This is a genomic window from Oryzomicrobium sp. (assembly GCF_036820405.1).
In the GTDB taxonomy this organism is placed as follows: Bacteria; Pseudomonadota; Gammaproteobacteria; order Burkholderiales; family Rhodocyclaceae; genus Oryzomicrobium.
In genome coordinates this window covers 108,349-123,764 of the sequence record NZ_DAISLS010000011.1, presented here as the reverse complement: position 1 = coordinate 123,764, position 15,416 = coordinate 108,349, and the positions used below count along the sequence as shown (strand labels likewise).

General features: G+C 67.5%; 20 protein-coding genes. 3 read left to right on the top strand and 17 right to left on the bottom strand.

The window, feature by feature from the left end; genetic code table 11:
* Window positions 1-30 precede the first annotated feature (30 nt).
* Together V7Z98_RS12235 and V7Z98_RS12230 are read left to right on the top strand one after the other, a co-directional pair.
* Window positions 31-1,209 carry a Do family serine endopeptidase gene (locus tag V7Z98_RS12235; protein ID WP_293264356.1) on the top strand — a complete coding sequence of 393 codons (1,179 nt, stop codon included), beginning with the start codon at window positions 31-33 and terminating at the stop codon, window positions 1,207-1,209.
* Between the two features lie 25 nt (window positions 1,210-1,234).
* Window positions 1,235-2,041: a class II glutamine amidotransferase gene (locus V7Z98_RS12230; protein ID WP_293264358.1), complete on the top strand. Its 807-nt coding sequence runs from the start codon at window positions 1,235-1,237 to the stop codon at window positions 2,039-2,041.
* A gap of 1 nt (window position 2,042) precedes the next feature.
* Here V7Z98_RS12230 and tatC read toward each other — a convergent pair whose 3' ends face one another.
* The 10 genes from tatC to hisB form a co-directional block, all read right to left on the bottom strand.
* Window positions 2,043-2,807, bottom strand: a complete 765-nt coding sequence (gene tatC, locus V7Z98_RS12225) for a twin-arginine translocase subunit TatC (RefSeq protein WP_293264360.1) — start codon at window positions 2,805-2,807, stop codon at window positions 2,043-2,045.
* A gap of 54 nt (window positions 2,808-2,861) precedes the next feature.
* A complete protein-coding gene (tatB, locus tag V7Z98_RS12220) occupies window positions 2,862-3,431 on the bottom strand; it encodes a Sec-independent protein translocase protein TatB (RefSeq protein WP_334158286.1) in 570 nt (189 codons plus the stop codon).
* A 69-nt stretch (window positions 3,432-3,500) separates the two neighbouring features.
* The gene (tatA, locus tag V7Z98_RS12215; RefSeq protein WP_293264362.1) at window positions 3,501-3,734 is read right to left on the bottom strand and encodes a Sec-independent protein translocase subunit TatA; all 234 of its coding nucleotides are present in this window, start codon (window positions 3,732-3,734) and stop codon (window positions 3,501-3,503) included.
* 11 nt (window positions 3,735-3,745) lie between these two features.
* Window positions 3,746-4,096: a histidine triad nucleotide-binding protein gene (locus tag V7Z98_RS12210; protein ID WP_293264363.1), complete on the bottom strand. Its 351-nt coding sequence runs from the start codon at window positions 4,094-4,096 to the stop codon at window positions 3,746-3,748.
* Window positions 4,097-4,125: 29 nt separating this feature from the next.
* Window positions 4,126-4,455 carry a phosphoribosyl-ATP diphosphatase gene (locus V7Z98_RS12205; RefSeq protein ID WP_293264364.1) on the bottom strand — a complete coding sequence of 110 codons (330 nt, stop codon included), beginning with the start codon at window positions 4,453-4,455 and terminating at the stop codon, window positions 4,126-4,128.
* Complete coding sequence (gene hisI / locus V7Z98_RS12200; RefSeq protein WP_334158283.1) at window positions 4,452-4,862, bottom strand: phosphoribosyl-AMP cyclohydrolase; 411 nt, start codon at window positions 4,860-4,862, stop codon at window positions 4,452-4,454. Before hisI ends, V7Z98_RS12205 begins: the two co-directional genes overlap by 4 nt.
* A 31-nt stretch (window positions 4,863-4,893) precedes the next feature.
* Entirely contained in the window at window positions 4,894-5,655 is a 762-nt protein-coding gene (gene hisF / locus V7Z98_RS12195; RefSeq protein ID WP_293264366.1) for an imidazole glycerol phosphate synthase subunit HisF, read from the bottom strand.
* Between the two features lie 29 nt (window positions 5,656-5,684).
* Complete coding sequence (gene hisA / locus V7Z98_RS12190; protein ID WP_293264367.1) at window positions 5,685-6,434, bottom strand: 1-(5-phosphoribosyl)-5-[(5-phosphoribosylamino)methylideneamino]imidazole-4-carboxamide isomerase; 750 nt, start codon at window positions 6,432-6,434, stop codon at window positions 5,685-5,687.
* Window positions 6,435-6,521: 87 nt separating this feature from the next.
* Window positions 6,522-7,163 carry an imidazole glycerol phosphate synthase subunit HisH gene (hisH, locus tag V7Z98_RS12185; RefSeq protein ID WP_334158280.1) on the bottom strand — a complete coding sequence of 214 codons (642 nt, stop codon included), beginning with the start codon at window positions 7,161-7,163 and terminating at the stop codon, window positions 6,522-6,524.
* A complete protein-coding gene (gene hisB / locus V7Z98_RS12180) occupies window positions 7,163-7,750 on the bottom strand; it encodes an imidazoleglycerol-phosphate dehydratase HisB (protein WP_293264371.1) in 588 nt (195 codons plus the stop codon). Before hisB ends, hisH begins: the two co-directional genes overlap by 1 nt.
* Before the next feature lie 135 nt (window positions 7,751-7,885).
* Between hisB and hisC the strand changes: the two genes are divergently transcribed.
* Window positions 7,886-8,992, top strand: a complete 1,107-nt coding sequence (gene hisC / locus V7Z98_RS12175; protein WP_334158278.1) for a histidinol-phosphate transaminase — start codon at window positions 7,886-7,888, stop codon at window positions 8,990-8,992.
* Window positions 8,993-9,245: 253 nt separating this feature from the next.
* Here hisC and V7Z98_RS12170 read toward each other — a convergent pair whose 3' ends face one another.
* The 7 genes from V7Z98_RS12170 to V7Z98_RS12140 form a co-directional block, all read right to left on the bottom strand.
* Window positions 9,246-9,773 (bottom strand): chromate transporter, encoded by a 528-nt coding sequence (locus V7Z98_RS12170; protein WP_334158277.1) that lies wholly within the window; start codon window positions 9,771-9,773, stop codon window positions 9,246-9,248.
* Window positions 9,770-10,390 carry a chromate transporter gene (locus V7Z98_RS12165; protein ID WP_334158275.1) on the bottom strand — a complete coding sequence of 207 codons (621 nt, stop codon included), beginning with the start codon at window positions 10,388-10,390 and terminating at the stop codon, window positions 9,770-9,772. The genes V7Z98_RS12170 and V7Z98_RS12165 overlap by 4 nt, the downstream gene beginning before the upstream one ends.
* Before the next feature lie 22 nt (window positions 10,391-10,412).
* Entirely contained in the window at window positions 10,413-11,717 is a 1,305-nt protein-coding gene (gene hisD, locus V7Z98_RS12160; RefSeq protein ID WP_334158274.1) for a histidinol dehydrogenase, read from the bottom strand.
* Window positions 11,714-12,358 carry an ATP phosphoribosyltransferase gene (hisG, locus tag V7Z98_RS12155; RefSeq protein WP_293264381.1) on the bottom strand — a complete coding sequence of 215 codons (645 nt, stop codon included), beginning with the start codon at window positions 12,356-12,358 and terminating at the stop codon, window positions 11,714-11,716. The genes hisD and hisG overlap by 4 nt, the downstream gene beginning before the upstream one ends.
* A gap of 91 nt (window positions 12,359-12,449) precedes the next feature.
* Window positions 12,450-13,730, bottom strand: coding sequence for a TRAP transporter large permease (locus V7Z98_RS12150; RefSeq protein WP_293264383.1), 1,281 nt, complete (start codon window positions 13,728-13,730; stop codon window positions 12,450-12,452).
* Window positions 13,730-14,266 (bottom strand): TRAP transporter small permease, encoded by a 537-nt coding sequence (locus tag V7Z98_RS12145; RefSeq protein WP_334158272.1) that lies wholly within the window; start codon window positions 14,264-14,266, stop codon window positions 13,730-13,732. The genes V7Z98_RS12150 and V7Z98_RS12145 overlap by 1 nt, the downstream gene beginning before the upstream one ends.
* 2 nt (window positions 14,267-14,268) lie before the next feature.
* Entirely contained in the window at window positions 14,269-15,309 is a 1,041-nt protein-coding gene (locus V7Z98_RS12140) for a DctP family TRAP transporter solute-binding subunit (protein WP_334158269.1), read from the bottom strand.
* Window positions 15,310-15,416 lie beyond the last annotated feature (107 nt).

Here is a 15,416-nt window from a genome sequence, read left to right as displayed (position 1 = left end):
TCATCCATCTCGTTTTTTCCCCACACGCCCATGCGCAGGTTCTGGCTGATTTTTGCACAAACGGTGACCATCAGTCTTGCCGTTCTCTTCGTCGTTTCGACCCTCAAACCCGAGTGGCTGGGGCGCGGCAGCGGCATCGTCGCCCTGCGCGAGGTCGTGGCCGGCAGCGAACAGGTTTCGGCCGCCTCCGGCTTTCGCGAGGCGGCCCGGGTGGCCCTGCCGTCGGTGGTGCACATCTACACCACCAAGGAAGTGAAGACGCCGCGCCACCCCCTGCTCGACGATCCGGTGTTCCGCCACTTCTTCGGCGACCGTTTCGGCGACAGCGACAACGAACCGCAGCAAACCTCGGGCCTGGGCTCCGGGGTGGTGGTCAGCCCCAACGGCTACATCCTGACCAACTACCACGTGGTAGAGGCTGCCGACGACATCGAAGTGGCCCTGGCCGACGGGCGCAAGAGCAAGGCCCGCATCGTCGGCAGCGACCCGGATACCGACCTGGCGGTGCTGCAGGTGAAGGTGGACGATAAAGCCCCCCTGCCGGCGATCACCTTCGGCCAGATGGAATCGGTCAAGGTGGGCGACGTGGTACTGGCCATCGGCAACCCCTTCGGCGTCGGCCAGACCGTGACCATGGGCATCGTCTCGGCCCTGGGCCGCTCCCACCTGGGCATCAATACCTTCGAGAACTTCATCCAGACCGACGCGGCGATCAACCCGGGCAATTCCGGCGGCGCCCTGGTGGATGCGTCGGGCAACTTGGTCGGCATCAACACCGCCATCTACTCTCGCTCCGGCGGCTCCCTGGGCATCGGCTTCGCCATTCCCGTTTCCACCGCCAAGGCGGTGATGGAACAGATCATCCAGCACGGCACCGTGACCCGGGGCTGGATCGGCGTCGAGGTCCAGGACATCACCCCGGAGCTGGCCGATTCGTTCCGCCTGCCGAGCAACGAAGGCGCCCTCATCTCGGGCGTGGTGCGCGGCGGCCCGGCCGACGCGGCCGGCGTCAAGCCCGGGGATATCCTGATCGGCGTGGCCGGCAGGAAGGTGGACGATCCGGAAAGCATGCTCAACCTGGTGGCCGGCCTGCAACCCGGCCAGAGCGCGGCCTTCAAGCTGCGCCGCGGCCAAGGCGAAGTGGACGTGAACATCAAGGTCGGCAAGCGGCCGCCGCTGCGCCGCCCCAACTCATCCGACGACGAGTAAGCCGAACTTCGCGGAGCCCGATTCCATGTGCCAGCTACTCGGCATGAACTGCAATGTGCCGACCGACATCTGCTTTTCGTTCACCGGATTCACCGCCCGCGGCGGCCTGACCGACATCCACCAGGATGGCTGGGGCATCGCCTTCTTCGAGGGCAAGGGCGTGCGCCTGTTCCTCGACCCGGAACCCTCGGCGGCCTCGCCGGTGGCGGAGCTGGTCAAGCAGTACCCGATCCGCTCGCGCAACGTCATCGCCCACATCCGCAAGGCCACCCAGGGCCCGGTCGGGCTGGAGAACACCCACCCCTTCCGCCGCGAGCTGTGGGGGCGCTATTGGATTTTCGCCCACAACGGCAACCTGCTCGGCTTCGACCCGGTGTTCACCGGCCCCTACCGCCCGGTGGGCGAGACCGACAGCGAGAAAGCCTTCTGCTACCTGCTCGAACGGCTGCGCCAGCGCCACGGCGACACGCCGCCCGGGCAGGACGCCCTGTTCGCCACCGTGGCCGAGGTGGCCCGGGAACTGGGGCGGCTGGGGGAATTCAACTTCCTGCTCTCCGACGGTCAGGCCCTGTTCGCCCATTGCTCGTCGCGCCTCACCCACATCGTCCGCCAGGCGCCGTTCGCCAAGGCGCACCTGACCGACGAGGACGTGACGGTGGATTTCAGTCAGTTGACCACCCCGGAAGACCGGGTGGCGGTGATCGCCACCACCCCGCTCACCGACGACGAGGTCTGGCATCCACTGCCGCCCGGCTCCCTGTGGTTGTTCGTAGACGGCCAGGTGGCAAGCCGGGCCGACACCGTCCCGGCACCGCCAAAAAAAACCGCCTGAATCAGGCGGTTTTTTGTTGGCTGTCGTCTTCCGCGTCCCGTCGGCTGCCGACGAAGCGGGACATGAAGATGCCCAGTTCGTAGAGCAGGCACAGGGGCACCGCCAGCATGAACTGGGACACCACGTCCGGCGGGGTGAATACCGCCGCGACGATGAAGGCGCCGACGATCACGTAGGGGCGGATGTCCTTGAGCTTTTGCAGGTCGACCACGCCCATGCGCACCAGGACGATGACGATCACCGGCACCTCGAAGGTGACGCCGAAGGCCACGAAGGTGGTCATGACGAAGGACAGGTACTTGTCGATATCGGTCATCCACGCCACCCCTTCCGGCGCCACCTTGGCCATGAAGCCGAACACGGTGGGGAAGACCAGGAAGTAGGCGAAGGACATGCCCAGCAGGAAGAGCAGCAGGGAGGCCACCACCAGGGGCAGCACCAGGCGCTTTTCATGGGAATAGAGGCCGGGAGCGACGAAGGCCCAGATCTGGTACAGCACGTAGGGCAGCGCGATCAGGAAGGCCACCATCAGCGCCACCTTCATCGGCACCAGGAACACGCCGACCACGTCGGTGGCGATCATCTGGCCGCCCCGGGGCAGGCTGGCGATCAGGGGCTGGGCCAGGGCGGCGTAGAGCTCCTTGGCCCAGGGGAACAGGCAGACGAACACGATCACCACCGCCAGGATCGACCGGATCAGGCGGTCCCGCAGTTCCATCAGGTGGGAGATGAAGGAGTCTTCCTGGGGCTGCGACGTATCGCTCATGGGCGCTCGAAAATCAAGAAGCGGGCCGGTCGGCGCGGGCGGGCCTGGTCAGGCTCAGCCCTTGGCGACCGGAGTTTCCGTGGGGGTGGAGGGCGACGGCAGGGGAGCGCCCAGGCCGGAGTGGCCTGCGGGGGAGCCGCCATCGGCCAGGATTTTGTTCTCGTCGGCGGGAGCCGGAACCGGAGCGATGGATTCATCCTCCGCCGGCGCCGCCAATGCCGGCGATGCTGACGATGCCAACGTTTCGGCGCTGCCGGCGGCGGCGATCTCGCGACCGGCCTCGTTCACGCTGGCGGCGGTCTCGGTCAGGGCGCCGGCCACGTCGCTGCCCGCCTGCTGCACGTCGGCAAAGCCGGACTTCAGCTGCTGCTCGGCGTCGCGCAGGTCGGTGGTCAGCTTTTCTTCCATCTGCCGGGCCGACTCGGCCACCTCGGCCTGGAGCTTTTTCAACTCCTCCAACTGCATCTCGCGCTGGATGTCCGACTTCACGTCGGACACGTAGCGCTGCAGGCGGCCGAGCAGATGACCGGCGGTGCGCGCCACCTTGGGCAGGCGCTCAGGGCCGATCACCACCAGGGCCACCACGGCGATGACGAGGAGTTCGGTAAAACTGATGTCGAACATAGGCAGTGCAGAGGGAAGAAAGGGGAACGAGGCGCCGCGCCCGCCAGGGGCCGGCACCTCCCTCTACGGTCAGGACTTGGTCTTTTCCTTGACCTCGCCCTCGATGGTCTGGCCGCCGGAGAGCTGCTGGGACGGCTGGGCGGGGGCGGCGGGGGCGCTGTTGTCGCCTTCCTTCATGCCTTCCTTGAAGCCCTTGACCGCACCGCCCAGATCCTGGCCGATGTTGCGCAGCTTCTTGGTACCGAAGACGAGAAGGACGATGACCAGAACGATCAGCCAGTGCCAAATGCTAAAGCTACCCATAGAAAGTCTCCTTAAAGTCGTTTGAGCATGGGGCCCACGGGCTCGGGGCCGCCAACGATGTGCATGTGCAGGTGCATCACTTCCTGCTGGCCGACGAGGCCGGTGTTGATGATGGTGCGGAAGCCGTCCGGGCTGCCGTTGTCCATGGCGAGCTGCTGGGCCACCTGGAGCATCCGGCCCAGCAGCGGCACATCGGCCGGCGTGGCCTGGGCCAGGGAGGTAATGTGCCGCTTGGGGATCACCAGGATATGCACCGGGCGCTGCGGGTGGATGTCGTGGAAGGCCAACAGGTCGTCGTCCTCATAGGCTTTCCGGGAGGGAATCTCCCCCCGCACGATCTTGCAGAACAGGCAGTTGTCCATCGCAGTCTCTTGCTGTCTCGCCGGCCCTATTACTTGGACACCGTCCGGGCCTTTTTCTCTTCAATGCCGGAGATGCCTTCCCGGCGGCGCATTTCCACCAGCACGTCGTCGATCGACAGGCCGGCGTGCACCAGCAGGACCATCATGTGGAACAGCACGTCGGCGGATTCACGCACGATGTGCAGGCGATTGCCTTCTTTGCCGGCCATGATCAGCTCGGCGGTTTCCTCGCCGATCTTCTTCAGGATCGAGTCCGGACCCTTGGCCAGCAATTGGGCGGTGTAGGACGAGGACGGATCGGCGTTGCGCCGGGAGGTCAGGGTCTCGGAGATCCGCTGCAGCACTTCGTAGTCGATCATTTGTAGATGTCCTTGGGGTTCTTCAAAACGGGATCGGCCGCAACCCAGGGGCCTTCCTGGCTTTCCAGCCGGTAGAAGAAGCAGCTCTCCCGGCCGGTGTGGCAGGCGATGCCGCCTTTCTGGGTGACGCTGTAGAGGATCACGTCGCCGTCGCAGTCGGTGCGGATGTCGCTGACCTGCTGCACGTGGCCGGATTCCTCGCCCTTGCGCCACAGGCGGTTGCGGGAGCGGGACCAGTACACGGCCCGGCCGGTGGCGGCGGTTTCCAGCAGCGCCTCCCGGTTGGTCCAGGCGAACATCAGCACCCGGCCGGAAGCGGCGTCCTGGGCAATCACCGGCAGCAGCCCCTGGGCATCCCAGACGAGGGCGTCCAGCCAGGGCAGGGTGGGGTCGAGGTCTTTGCTCATGGCGGTTGCAGACGCAGAGGGGTCGAAGGGCTCAGAGCCTGACTTCGATGCCCCGCTCGCGCATGTATTCCTTGGCCTGGCGAACGGTGTATTCGCCGAAATGGAAGATGGACGCGGCCAAAACCGCGTCGGCCCGCCCCTCGGTGACGCCGTCGGCCAGGTGCTGCAGGTTGCCGACGCCGCCGGAGGCGATCACGGGGATTTTCACCGCATCGGCCACCGCCCGGGTAAGACCCAGGTCAAATCCGTTCTTCGTCCCGTCCCGGTCCATGCTGGTGAGCAGGATTTCGCCGGCTCCCAGCTCCTCGACCCGGCGCGCCCAGTCGATGGCGCTCATGCCCGTATCGTTGCGCCCACCGTGGGTGAACACGGACCAGCGGCCCGGGGCCACCTGCTTGGCGTCGATGGCGACGACGATGCACTGGGCGCCGACCTTGGCCGAGGCCTCGGCCACCAGGTCCGGGTTCTGCACGGCGGCGGTGTTCATCGACACCTTGTCGGCGCCGGCGTTGAGCAGGCGGCGCACGTCCTCAACCTTGCGCACCCCGCCGCCCACGGTGAGCGGGATGAAGACCTGCTCGGCACAGGCTTCGATGATGTGCAGGATGATGTCGCGCTGGTCGGAACTGGCGGTGATGTCGAGAAAGGTCACCTCGTCGGCACCCTGGGCGTCGTAGCGGCGGGCAATTTCGACCGGATCGCCGGCGTCGCGCAGATCGACGAAGTTGGTGCCCTTGACCACCCGGCCGGCAGTCACGTCCAGGCAGGGGATGATGCGTTTAGCGAGCCCCATGGGGCACTCCGGTAAAGACGGTGCGCACCTCAGCGGCCCACGGTGGAAGCGGCGTCGGCGGCGGACTGGGCTTCCTTGAAGTTCAGGGAGCCATCGTAGATGGCGCGGCCGGCGATGGAGCCGACGATGCCCTCGCCTTCCACGGCGCACAGGGCCTTCACGTCATCGACGCTGGCCAGGCCGCCGGAGGCGATCACCGGAATGCGCAGGGCCTGGGCGAGCTTCACCGTGGCCTCGATGTTCACGCCGGACAGCATGCCGTCGCGGCCGATGTCGGTGTAGATCACCGACTCGACGCCGTAGTCCTCGAATTTCTTGGCCAGGTCGACCACGTCGTGGCCGGTCAGCTTGGACCAGCCGTCGGTGGCCACCTTGCCGTCCTTGGCGTCCAGGCCGACGATGATGTGGCCGGGGAAGGCACCGCAGGCGTCGTGCAGGAAGCCCGGGTTCTTCACCGCGGCGGTACCGATGATGACGTAGCTGATGCCGCCGTCCAGGTAGCGCTCGATGGTGTCCAGGTCGCGGATGCCGCCGCCCAGCTGGACGGGGATGTCGTCGCCGACTTCCTTGACGATGGCCTTGATGGCCTTTTCGTTGACCGGCTTGCCGGCGAAGGCGCCGTTCAGATCCACCAGGTGCAGGCGGCGGGCGCCCTGGTCGAGCCAGTGGCGGGCCATGGCGGCGGGTTCTTCGGAGAAAACGGTGGCGTCCTCCATCACACCCTGCTTGAGGCGAACGCACTGGCCGTCTTTAAGGTCAATGGCGGGGATGATCAGCATAGATAGACGTGGACAAAGCAGTGAAACGGATGAAGAAAATGCCGGCGCGGCGGAACGATCGAACCCCGGGAGCCGGCAGCAGGAATATCAGGGCCGCCAGGCGAGGAAGTTGGCCAGCAGCTGGAGTCCGTCCCGGGCGCTTTTCTCCGGGTGGAACTGGACGGCCACGATGTTATCCCGCGCTACCGCACAGGTAAAGGGGACGCCGTAGCGGGCGCGGCCGATCTCCAGGGCGCCATCGTCGGGAACAACGAAGTAGCTGTGCACGAAATAGAAGCGGGCATTCTGGGCGATGCCCGACCAGACCGGGTGGGGCGCCTGCTCCACCTCGTTCCAGCCCATGTGCGGCACCTTCAGGCGGCTGCCGTCGGCGGCCACCATGGCGGCATCGGGAAAGCGCCGCACCTGGCCGGCCAGGATGCCCAGGCCAGGCACGTCGCCCTCTTCGCTGTGTTCGAACAGCATCTGTTCGCCAATGCAGATGCCAAGGAAAGGCTTGCTCGCGGCGGCGTCGATCACCGCCTGGCGCAGGCCCCGGGCATCCAGCTCGGCCATGCAGTCGGGCATGGCGCCCTGACCGGGGAAGACCACCCGCTCGGCGGCAGCGACCACGGCCGGATCGGCGGTCACCACCACGGAACGGCCATCGGCAACGTGCTCGAGCGCCTTCGACACCGAGCGCAGGTTGCCCATGCCGTAGTCGATGACGGCGATCGTGCCAGCCGGCATCACAGCACGCCCTTGGTGGACGGGGTCACCCCGGCCATGCGCGGATCGGGGCTGGCGGCCACGCGCAGGGCCCGGCCGAAGGCCTTGAAGATGGTCTCGGCCTGGTGGTGCGAGTTGTCGCCGCGCAGGTTGTCGATGTGCAGGGTCATGCCGGCGTGGTTGACCAGGCCCTGGAAGAATTCACGGATCAGGTCCACGTCGAAGCCACCGATCATGGCCCGGGTGTAGGTCACGCCATAGGTCAGGCCGGGGCGGCCGGACAGGTCGATGACCACCCGGGACAGGGCCTCGTCCAGGGGCACGTAGGCGTGGCCGTAGCGGGTCAGCCCCTTCTTGTCGCCCCAGGCCTTGGCCAGGGCCTGGCCCAGGGTGATGCCCACGTCTTCCACCGTGTGGTGGGCGTCGATGTGCAGGTCGCCGTTGGCCTCGATCTCCAGGTCGATCAGGCCGTGGCGGGCGATCTGGTCCAGCATGTGGTCGAAGAAGCCCACGCCGGTGTTGAGCACGGATTTGCCCGTGCCGTCGAGATTGACCCGGACGGTGATCTGGGTTTCCAGGGTGTTGCGCGTGACGTCGGCTTGCCGCATGGGAGTCTTGAAAAGGCTGGAGCGAGGAAAACGGGAAACATGCCGAAATCGGCAGAAACGTGGGTGATGATACCATTTCAACCTTGTTTCTACTTTTTTCCGGCGGCCCTCCGCCGGGTCGCGGTGGTCCCCTGCATGAGCCAAACAAGCCGATTCTGGAGCGCCGTCACGCGCAGCCTGACGCCCTACGTTCCCGGTGAGCAGCCCAAGCTCGCCAACCTGGTCAAACTCAACACCAACGAAAACCCCTACCCGCCCTCCCCCAAGGCCCTGGCGGCCATCGGCGGCGAGAACGGGGCGGACGCGGCCCGGCTGCGTCTCTATCCGGACCCCAATGCCGATGCCCTGAAGGCGGCGGTGGCGCGTCACTTTGCCGCCCACGGCATCGCCGCCAACCAGGTGTTCGTCGGCAACGGTTCGGACGAGGTGCTGGCCCACGCCTTCCTCGCCCTGCTCAAGCACGACCGGCCGATCCGCTTTCCGGACATCACCTACAGCTTCTACCCGGTGTATTGCGGCCTGTACGGCATCGAGTTCGAGAAGGTGCCTTTGGATGGCGATTTCGCCCTCGACCCGGCGCCCTACCTGGCGCCGAACTGCGGCGGCATCATCTTCCCCAACCCCAACGCCCCCACCGGCCGGCTGCTGCCCCTGGAGGCGGTGGAACGCCTGGCCGCCGGCCAGCCGGACTGCGTGGTGGTGGTGGACGAGGCCTACATCGACTTCAGCGGCGACAGCATTGCCGCCATCCCCACCGCCATTGCCCTGGTCAACCGCCACCCCAACCTGCTGGTGGTTCAGACCCTGTCCAAGTCCCGCTCCCTGGCCGGGCTGCGGGTCGGCTTCGCGGTGGGCCACCCGGACCTGATCGAAGCCCTGGAACGGGTCAAGAACAGCTTCAACTCCTACCCGCTGGACCGGCTGGCGATCGCCGGCGCGGTGGCCGCCCTGGACGACAACGCCCACTTCGACGCCACCCGCAAGGCGGTGATGGCCAGCCGGGACACACTGTCCCAGGACCTGGCCGGTCTGGGCTTCGACGTGGTGCCTTCCGCCGCCAACTTCGTCTTCGCCCGCCACCCGGGCCGCGATGCCGACGAACTGGCGCAACGGCTGCGCGAGCGCAGCATCATCGTGCGTCACTTCAAGGCACCGCGCATCGACCAGTACCTGCGCATCACCGTCGGCACCGACGCCGAATGCCGGAGCCTCGTCCAGGCCCTGGCCGACATCCTCGGCTGATCTTCCGGCCCCGGGGCGGACGGCCGTCCGCCCCGCTTCCCCCGCCCCCCTCTACTCTCCGCACATCCCGCGCACGGATTCGCCTACAAGCGGCGAAACCGTCGCACCGCCTTGCCGCGGCCGCGCTACAACATATTAATAATTTTCATGTAACAAGCCGGTGAAAAACCGAAGGTCCGCGCCAGTCGCCGACCTTGCCGAAGCACTCGGCGGAAAACATGAAAAAAATTAATATATCGCCGGCACCACCGGGTCAGACCAGCCCAAGCAAGCCGAGCAACGCGCCCCCGGCGATCAGCCACAGGGGGTGCAGCTTGGGAAAGCGCAGGCAGACCAGGATGGTCGCCAGGGTCGCGGCGATGCCGCCGGGCCCCAGGCCGGCCGTCAGGCCGATCAGGGTGCCGCTGGAGAACACCAGCCCGATCGACAGGGGCGCCACCCCCACCTGCACCGCCTGCTGCCAGGGGGCGCCGCGAAAGCGCTCCCAGTGGCGGAAGATGAAGTAGATCACCACGCTCATCGGCAGGCACATGGCCACCGTACTGACCACGGCGCCGGCCACGCCGGCCACCTGCCAGCCCACCAGGGTCACCACCAGCACATTAGGCCCGGGAGCCGCCTGGGCCACGGCGTAGAGATGGGTGAAGGTGGCGTCGTTCATCCAGTGTTGCTGGTGCACCACCACCCGGTGGATTTCCGGCAGCAGGGCGTTGGCGCCGCCGAAGGACAGGAACGACAGCAGGGCGAAGTGCAGGAACAGTTGGACCAGGATGCCGCTCATGCCCCCTCCCCCGCGTCCAAGGCCGCCATGGCCCGGCGGATGCGCCGGTAGGCGACGATGCTGCTCAGGGTCGCCAGCACGCCCATCACCAGCACCAGGGGCAGGCGCAGCACGGCGATGGCAACGAAGGTGAGGACGACGAAGGGCAGGTAGACCGTTTTTTCCTTGAGGGCGCCGAGCATGCGCACCCCCAGGGAGAGGATCAGCCCCACACCCACGGCGGAGATGCCGCGCAGCATGGCCTGCACTGCGTGCAGCTCGCCGTAGAGGGAATACAGCAGGCCCAGCAGCAGCACCACTACGAAAGGCCCGACCAGCATGCCGAGCACTGCCACCACCGCCCCCAGGGCACCCTGGTAGCGGCTGCCAACGCACACCGCCAGATTCACCACGTTGGGACCGGGCAGGAACTGGCACAGGCCCAGCACCGAGTTGAATTCCTGGGGCGACAGCCAGCGCTGGCGCTCCACCAGCATGCGCCGGGCGAAGGGCAGCACGCCGCCGAAGCCGGACAGGCCGACCCGGGAAAAGCCCGAAAAAAGTGCCCCCAGAGTCACCTCGGGGGGCACTGCGTCGCTGGCGGCGCTTGGCGCCGGGGGGCGGGTTGCGTCGACCATCGCGCCGTCCGTCGCTCCGCCGTCAGTCCAGCCGGTATTCGGCGGACTTGGCGTGGGCGGGCAGGCCCTCGCCGCCGGCCAGGGTGGAGGCGATCCGCCCCAGGGTCTGGGCCCCGGCCCGGGACACCTTGATCAGGCTGGTGCGCTTCTGGAAGTCGTAGACCCCCAGGGGCGAGGAGAAGCGGGCGCTGCCCGAGGTGGGCAGCACGTGGTTGGGGCCGGCGCAGTAGTCGCCCAGGGATTCGGAGGTGTAGGGGCCGATGAAGATGGCGCCGGCATGGTGCAGCTTGGCCACCCAGGGATCGGCGTCCACCAGGGACAGCTCCAGGTGTTCCGGGGCCACCCGGTTGGCGATGGCACAGGCTTCGTCCATGTCGCGCACGGCGATCAGGGCGCCGCGGTTTTCCAGGGCGGTGCGGATCACCTGGGCCCGGGGCATGGTGGGCAACAGCTTCTCGATGCTGGCGGCCACCTGGTCCAGGTAGGCAGCATCGGGCGAGATCAGGATCGACTGGGCCAGCTCGTCGTGCTCGGCCTGGGAGAACAGGTCCATGGCCACCCAGTCCGAATCGGTGGAGCCGTCGGCGATCACCAAAATCTCGGACGGGCCGGCCACCATGTCGATGCCGACGATGCCGAACACGCGACGCTTGGCGCAGGCCACATAGGCGTTGCCCGGGCCGACGATCTTGTCCACCTGGGGCACGGTGGCGGTGCCGAAGGCCAGGGCGGCCACGGCTTGGGCGCCGCCGATGGTGAATACCCGGTCCACCCCGGCCAGGGCGGCGGCGGCCAGCACCAGGGCGTTCTTCTCGCCGCCCGGGGTGGGCACCACCATGATCAGTTCCTTGACCCCGGCCACCTTGGCGGGGATCGCGTTCATCAGCACCGACGACGGATAGGCGGCCTTGCCGCCGGGCACGTAGAGGCCCACCCGGTCCAGCGGCGTGACCATCTGGCCGAGCACCGTGCCGTCGGCCTCGGTGTAGGTCCAGCCTTCGGCCTTCTGCTTTTCGTGGAAGGTGCGGATGCGTGCGGCGGCGGTTTCCAGGGCAGCGCGGCGCTCGGCGGGCAGGCCCTCCAGGGCGGCCCGCAGCTCGGCCTGGGGCAGTTCCAGGGCGGCCATGCCGGCCACGGCCAGGCGGTCGAAGCGGTTGGTGTACTCCACCACCGCCGCGTCGCCCCGAGCCTTCACGTCGGCCAGGATCGCCGCCACCGTGGCCTCGATGCCCTCGTCCTGGGCGGACTCGAAGGCCAGCAGGGCCTTCAGCCGGGTGTCGAAGTCGGCGGCACGGGAATCGAGTCGCTTGATGTTGACCATGGTCACTCCTTCACCGCGCCGGCGATGGCGCCGATGATCGGCTCCAGGGCCTCGCGCTTGAGCTTGAGGGCCGCCTGGTTGACCACCAGGCGCGACGAGATCGCCATGATCTCTTCCACGGCGACCAGGTTGTTGGCCTTGAGGGTGCCGCCGGAGGACACCAGGTCCACGATGGCGTCGGCCAGGCCGGCCAGGGGCGCCAGTTCCATGGAACCGTAGAGCTTGATCAGGTCCACGTGGACGCCCTTGGCGGCGAAATGCTCCCGGGCCACCTTGAGGTACTTGGTCGCCACCTTGAGGCGGGCGCCCTGGCGCACGGCGTTGTCGTAGTCGAAGCCGGCGGGCACCGCCACCATCATGCGGCACTTGGCGATGTTCAGGTCCAGGGGCTGGTAGAGGCCCTCGCCGCCGTGCTCGAACAGCACGTCCTTGCCGGCCACGCCCAGGTCGGCGGCGCCGTACTGGACGTAGGTGGGCACGTCGGAGGCGCGCACGATCACCACCCGGACGTTGTCCCGGTTGGTGGGGATGATCAGCTTGCGCGAGGTTTCCGGGTCTTCCTGCGGGACAATGCCGGCGGCAGCCAGCAGGGGCAGGGTTTCTTCGAAGATGCGGCCCTTGGACAGGGCGATGGTGATGGTGCTCACGGGCAGTCCACAAAAAGCGGGGGCGGAACCCGGTAGTTTATCAGGTTCCGCCCCCGCTCCCGGGCGCCGGCCGATCAGCGCACCGGACGGCTTACAGGTAGCCCAGGTGGCGCGGCAGCCACAGGGCGATTTCCGGCACGAAGGTGACCAGGAACATGGTGCCGGCCATGGCCACCACCATCCACAGCACCCAGGGGATGGTGGATTCCATCGACACCCCGGCCATGCGGCAGGTCACCATCAGGTTCACCCCCAGGGGCGGGTGGAACTGGCCCAGGGCCATGTTCATGGTGATGATGATGCCGAACCACACCAGGTCCCAGTGGAAGTGCTGGGCGATAGGGATGAGCAGGGGCAGGAAGATGAAGTAGATGGAGATGGCGTCGAGGAACATGCCGGCGATCAGCAGCAGCAGCTGGATCGCCAGCAGCATCCCCACCTCGGGCAGATTGGCGCCGAGCAGGGCCGCCGCCAGGTGGTCGAAGGTGCCCAGGGTGTTGCTCGCCCAGGCGAACACGCTGGCCAGGGCCACCACGGTGAGGATCACCGAAGAGATCTCGGCGGATTCCACCAGCACCTCGTAGACGTCCTTCCAGGACAGCGAGCGATAGATCACCATGCCCACCACCACGCCGTAGGCCACCGCCACCACCGCTGCTTCGGTCGGGGTGAAGAAGCCGGAGCGCATGCCGCCGAGGATGATCACCGGAGCGAGCAAACCCCAGCCGGCTTCCTTCAAGCTCTGCCAGAAGGGCGGGCGCGGCTCGGCCGGCTCGGCTTCGAAGCCATGGCGCACCGACAGCCACCAGGCCACCAGGATCAGGGTCAGGCCGGAGAGGATGCCCGGGATCATGCCGGCGGCGAACAGGGCCGGCACCGATGCCTGGGGCACCAGCAGGCTGTAGATGACGAAGGCGATCGACGGCGGAATGAGGATGTCGGTGGAACCGGCGGCGGCGATCACCCCGGCGGTGAACGAGCGCGGGTAGCCGGCCTTGAGCATGGACGGCAGCATCACCGCCCCCACCGCCGCCGAATCCGCCGGGCCGGAGCCGGAAATGCCGCCCAGGATCATCGCCACCAGGATGGCGACGATGGCCAGGCTGCCGCGGCGCTGGCCGACCACCGCCGAGGCGAAGCGCACGATGGTGGCCGCCACCCCGGCCCGCTCGAAGATCAGGCCGGCGATGACGAACACCGGGATGGCCATCAGCGGGTACTTGGCGATGCCGGTATAGACGTTGGTGGGGATCGACATCACCCCCAGCCCGGTGGCGGCCACCACCACACCGCCAGCTACGCCCATGGCCACCGCCAGGGGCACGCCGGAGAACATCAGGACGGCGAACAGGCCGAACAGGAGCCAATCCATCAGACGCCCTCCCGGCCGGCGCGCAGGGCGGCTACGATGCGTTGCACCAGGCGCACCACCACCAGGGCCGACAACAGCGGCAGCCAGACGGTGTACAGCCACTGGGGAATGTCCAGGGACGGCGAGGTGACCTCGAACTGGTAGTCGTCCCAGGCCATGCGCGCGCCCAGGCCCGTCAGGGCGGCGAAGGCCAGCAGCGAGGCGCCGTAGCCGAGCAGGCGCGTCCAGTAGCGCGCCGCCGGGCCGCGCCGTTCGACGAAGAAGGCGATGGCGATGTGGTGGTGGCGGACGAAGGCGTGGGACGCCCCCACCAGGGTCATCACCACCAGCAGCCAGACCGAGATTTCCTCGGTGAAGGCGAACGAGATGTCGGTGAAGTAGCGCACCACCACGTTGGCCAGGGTGATCAGGCAGAGCAGGCCCATGGTCAGCGCCATCAGGGCCCGCTCGATGCGGTCGAGCAGGGGGAGAGGAGCGGGCAGCCGCCCCCCCTCCCCGGGCGCCGTAGCGCCGGGGAGGCTTTGGGAGTCGGCCATGATTACTTCTTCTGGGAGGCGGCGATGGCGGCTTCGGCCTTCTTCACCAGGGGCTCGCCGATGGTCTTGCTCCATTTGGCGTAGACCGGGCGGGTGGCGGCCACGAACTGCTCGCGCTCGGCGGCGGTGGGCACGGTGACGGCGACGCCGGCGGCCTCGATCTGCTTGAGCAGGGCGGGGTCGGCGGCAGTCAGGCCCTTGCGCGCCTTGTCCACGTTCTCGCGGCCGGCCTGGAGCGCCGCCTGGCGCACCGCTTCCCGGTCCGACGGGGACCAGCTGGCCCAGACGTCCTTGTTGACCACGAAGATCAGGGGATCGGCCACGTAGTGCCACAGGGTCAGGTGCTTCTGCCCGACGGTGGCCAGGCGGGCGGCGACGAACACCGACAGGGGGTTCTCCTGGCCGTCCACGGCGCCGGAGGCCAGGGCCGGTTGGGCGTCGGCCCAGCTCATCTGGGTCGGGTTGGCGCCCAGGGCGGAGAAGGTCTCGTTATAGAGGGGCGATCCCACCACCCGCAGCTTCATACCCTTCAGGTCGGCCGGAGTGCGCACCGGGCGCTTGGAATTGGACAGTTCGCGGAAGCCGTTCTCGCCCCAGGCGAGAGGCACCACCTGGTGCCGTTCCAGCACCTTGAACAGCTCCTGGCCCACCTCGCCCTGGGTCAGGGCGTCCATGGCCCGGTAGTCGGGCATCAGGAAGGGCAGGGAGAACAGGTTGAGTTCCTTGACCTGGGGCGACCAGTTGATGGTCGAGCCCACGGCCAGATCGATCACCCCCTGGCGGATGGCGGTGAATTCCCGGGTCTGGTCCCCGCCCACCAGGGAGGTGCCGGGGTAGAGCTTGATGTTGATCCGGCCCTGGGTCTTTTCCTTGACCAGCTCGGCCCAGCGCTCGCCGGCCTGGCCCCAGGGGAAGGCGGTGCCGAGCACGGTGGACAGCCGGTATTCGGCCCGGTAGGACTGGGCCTGGGCGTGCGTGGCGACGCCGCCGAAGAGAATTCCGACCGCCGCCAGGGCGGCAAACAATGCCTTGGGTTTACGCATGACTCCTCCACGATTTTTTGCATGTTCTCGGTTGGCTCGCCCTGAGGGCAGGGCGAGCGCCCGATTATGGGAGGGATGCGCGCCGCCGGCAATATGACGGCGGCGGG

Coding starts and splice junctions, on each gene's coding strand:
- V7Z98_RS12235 (WP_293264356.1), top strand. CDS start 31: ATGCGCAGGTTCTGGCTGATTTTTGCACAAACGGTGACCATCAGTCTT.
- V7Z98_RS12230 (WP_293264358.1), top strand. CDS start 1,235: ATGTGCCAGCTACTCGGCATGAACTGCAATGTGCCGACCGACATCTGC.
- tatC (WP_293264360.1), bottom strand. CDS start 2,807: ATGAGCGATACGTCGCAGCCCCAGGAAGACTCCTTCATCTCCCACCTG.
- tatB (WP_334158286.1), bottom strand. CDS start 3,431: ATGTTCGACATCAGTTTTACCGAACTCCTCGTCATCGCCGTGGTGGCC.
- tatA (WP_293264362.1), bottom strand. CDS start 3,734: ATGGGTAGCTTTAGCATTTGGCACTGGCTGATCGTTCTGGTCATCGTC.
- V7Z98_RS12210 (WP_293264363.1), bottom strand. CDS start 4,096: ATGGACAACTGCCTGTTCTGCAAGATCGTGCGGGGGGAGATTCCCTCC.
- V7Z98_RS12205 (WP_293264364.1), bottom strand. CDS start 4,455: ATGATCGACTACGAAGTGCTGCAGCGGATCTCCGAGACCCTGACCTCC.
- hisI (WP_334158283.1), bottom strand. CDS start 4,862: ATGAGCAAAGACCTCGACCCCACCCTGCCCTGGCTGGACGCCCTCGTC.
- hisF (WP_293264366.1), bottom strand. CDS start 5,655: ATGGGGCTCGCTAAACGCATCATCCCCTGCCTGGACGTGACTGCCGGC.
- hisA (WP_293264367.1), bottom strand. CDS start 6,434: ATGCTGATCATCCCCGCCATTGACCTTAAAGACGGCCAGTGCGTTCGC.
- hisH (WP_334158280.1), bottom strand. CDS start 7,163: ATGCCGGCTGGCACGATCGCCGTCATCGACTACGGCATGGGCAACCTG.
- hisB (WP_293264371.1), bottom strand. CDS start 7,750: ATGCGGCAAGCCGACGTCACGCGCAACACCCTGGAAACCCAGATCACC.
- hisC (WP_334158278.1), top strand. CDS start 7,886: ATGAGCCAAACAAGCCGATTCTGGAGCGCCGTCACGCGCAGCCTGACG.
- V7Z98_RS12170 (WP_334158277.1), bottom strand. CDS start 9,773: ATGAGCGGCATCCTGGTCCAACTGTTCCTGCACTTCGCCCTGCTGTCG.
- V7Z98_RS12165 (WP_334158275.1), bottom strand. CDS start 10,390: ATGGTCGACGCAACCCGCCCCCCGGCGCCAAGCGCCGCCAGCGACGCA.
- V7Z98_RS12150 (WP_293264383.1), bottom strand. CDS start 13,730: ATGGATTGGCTCCTGTTCGGCCTGTTCGCCGTCCTGATGTTCTCCGGC.
- V7Z98_RS12145 (WP_334158272.1), bottom strand. CDS start 14,266: ATGGCCGACTCCCAAAGCCTCCCCGGCGCTACGGCGCCCGGGGAGGGG.
- V7Z98_RS12140 (WP_334158269.1), bottom strand. CDS start 15,309: ATGCGTAAACCCAAGGCATTGTTTGCCGCCCTGGCGGCGGTCGGAATT.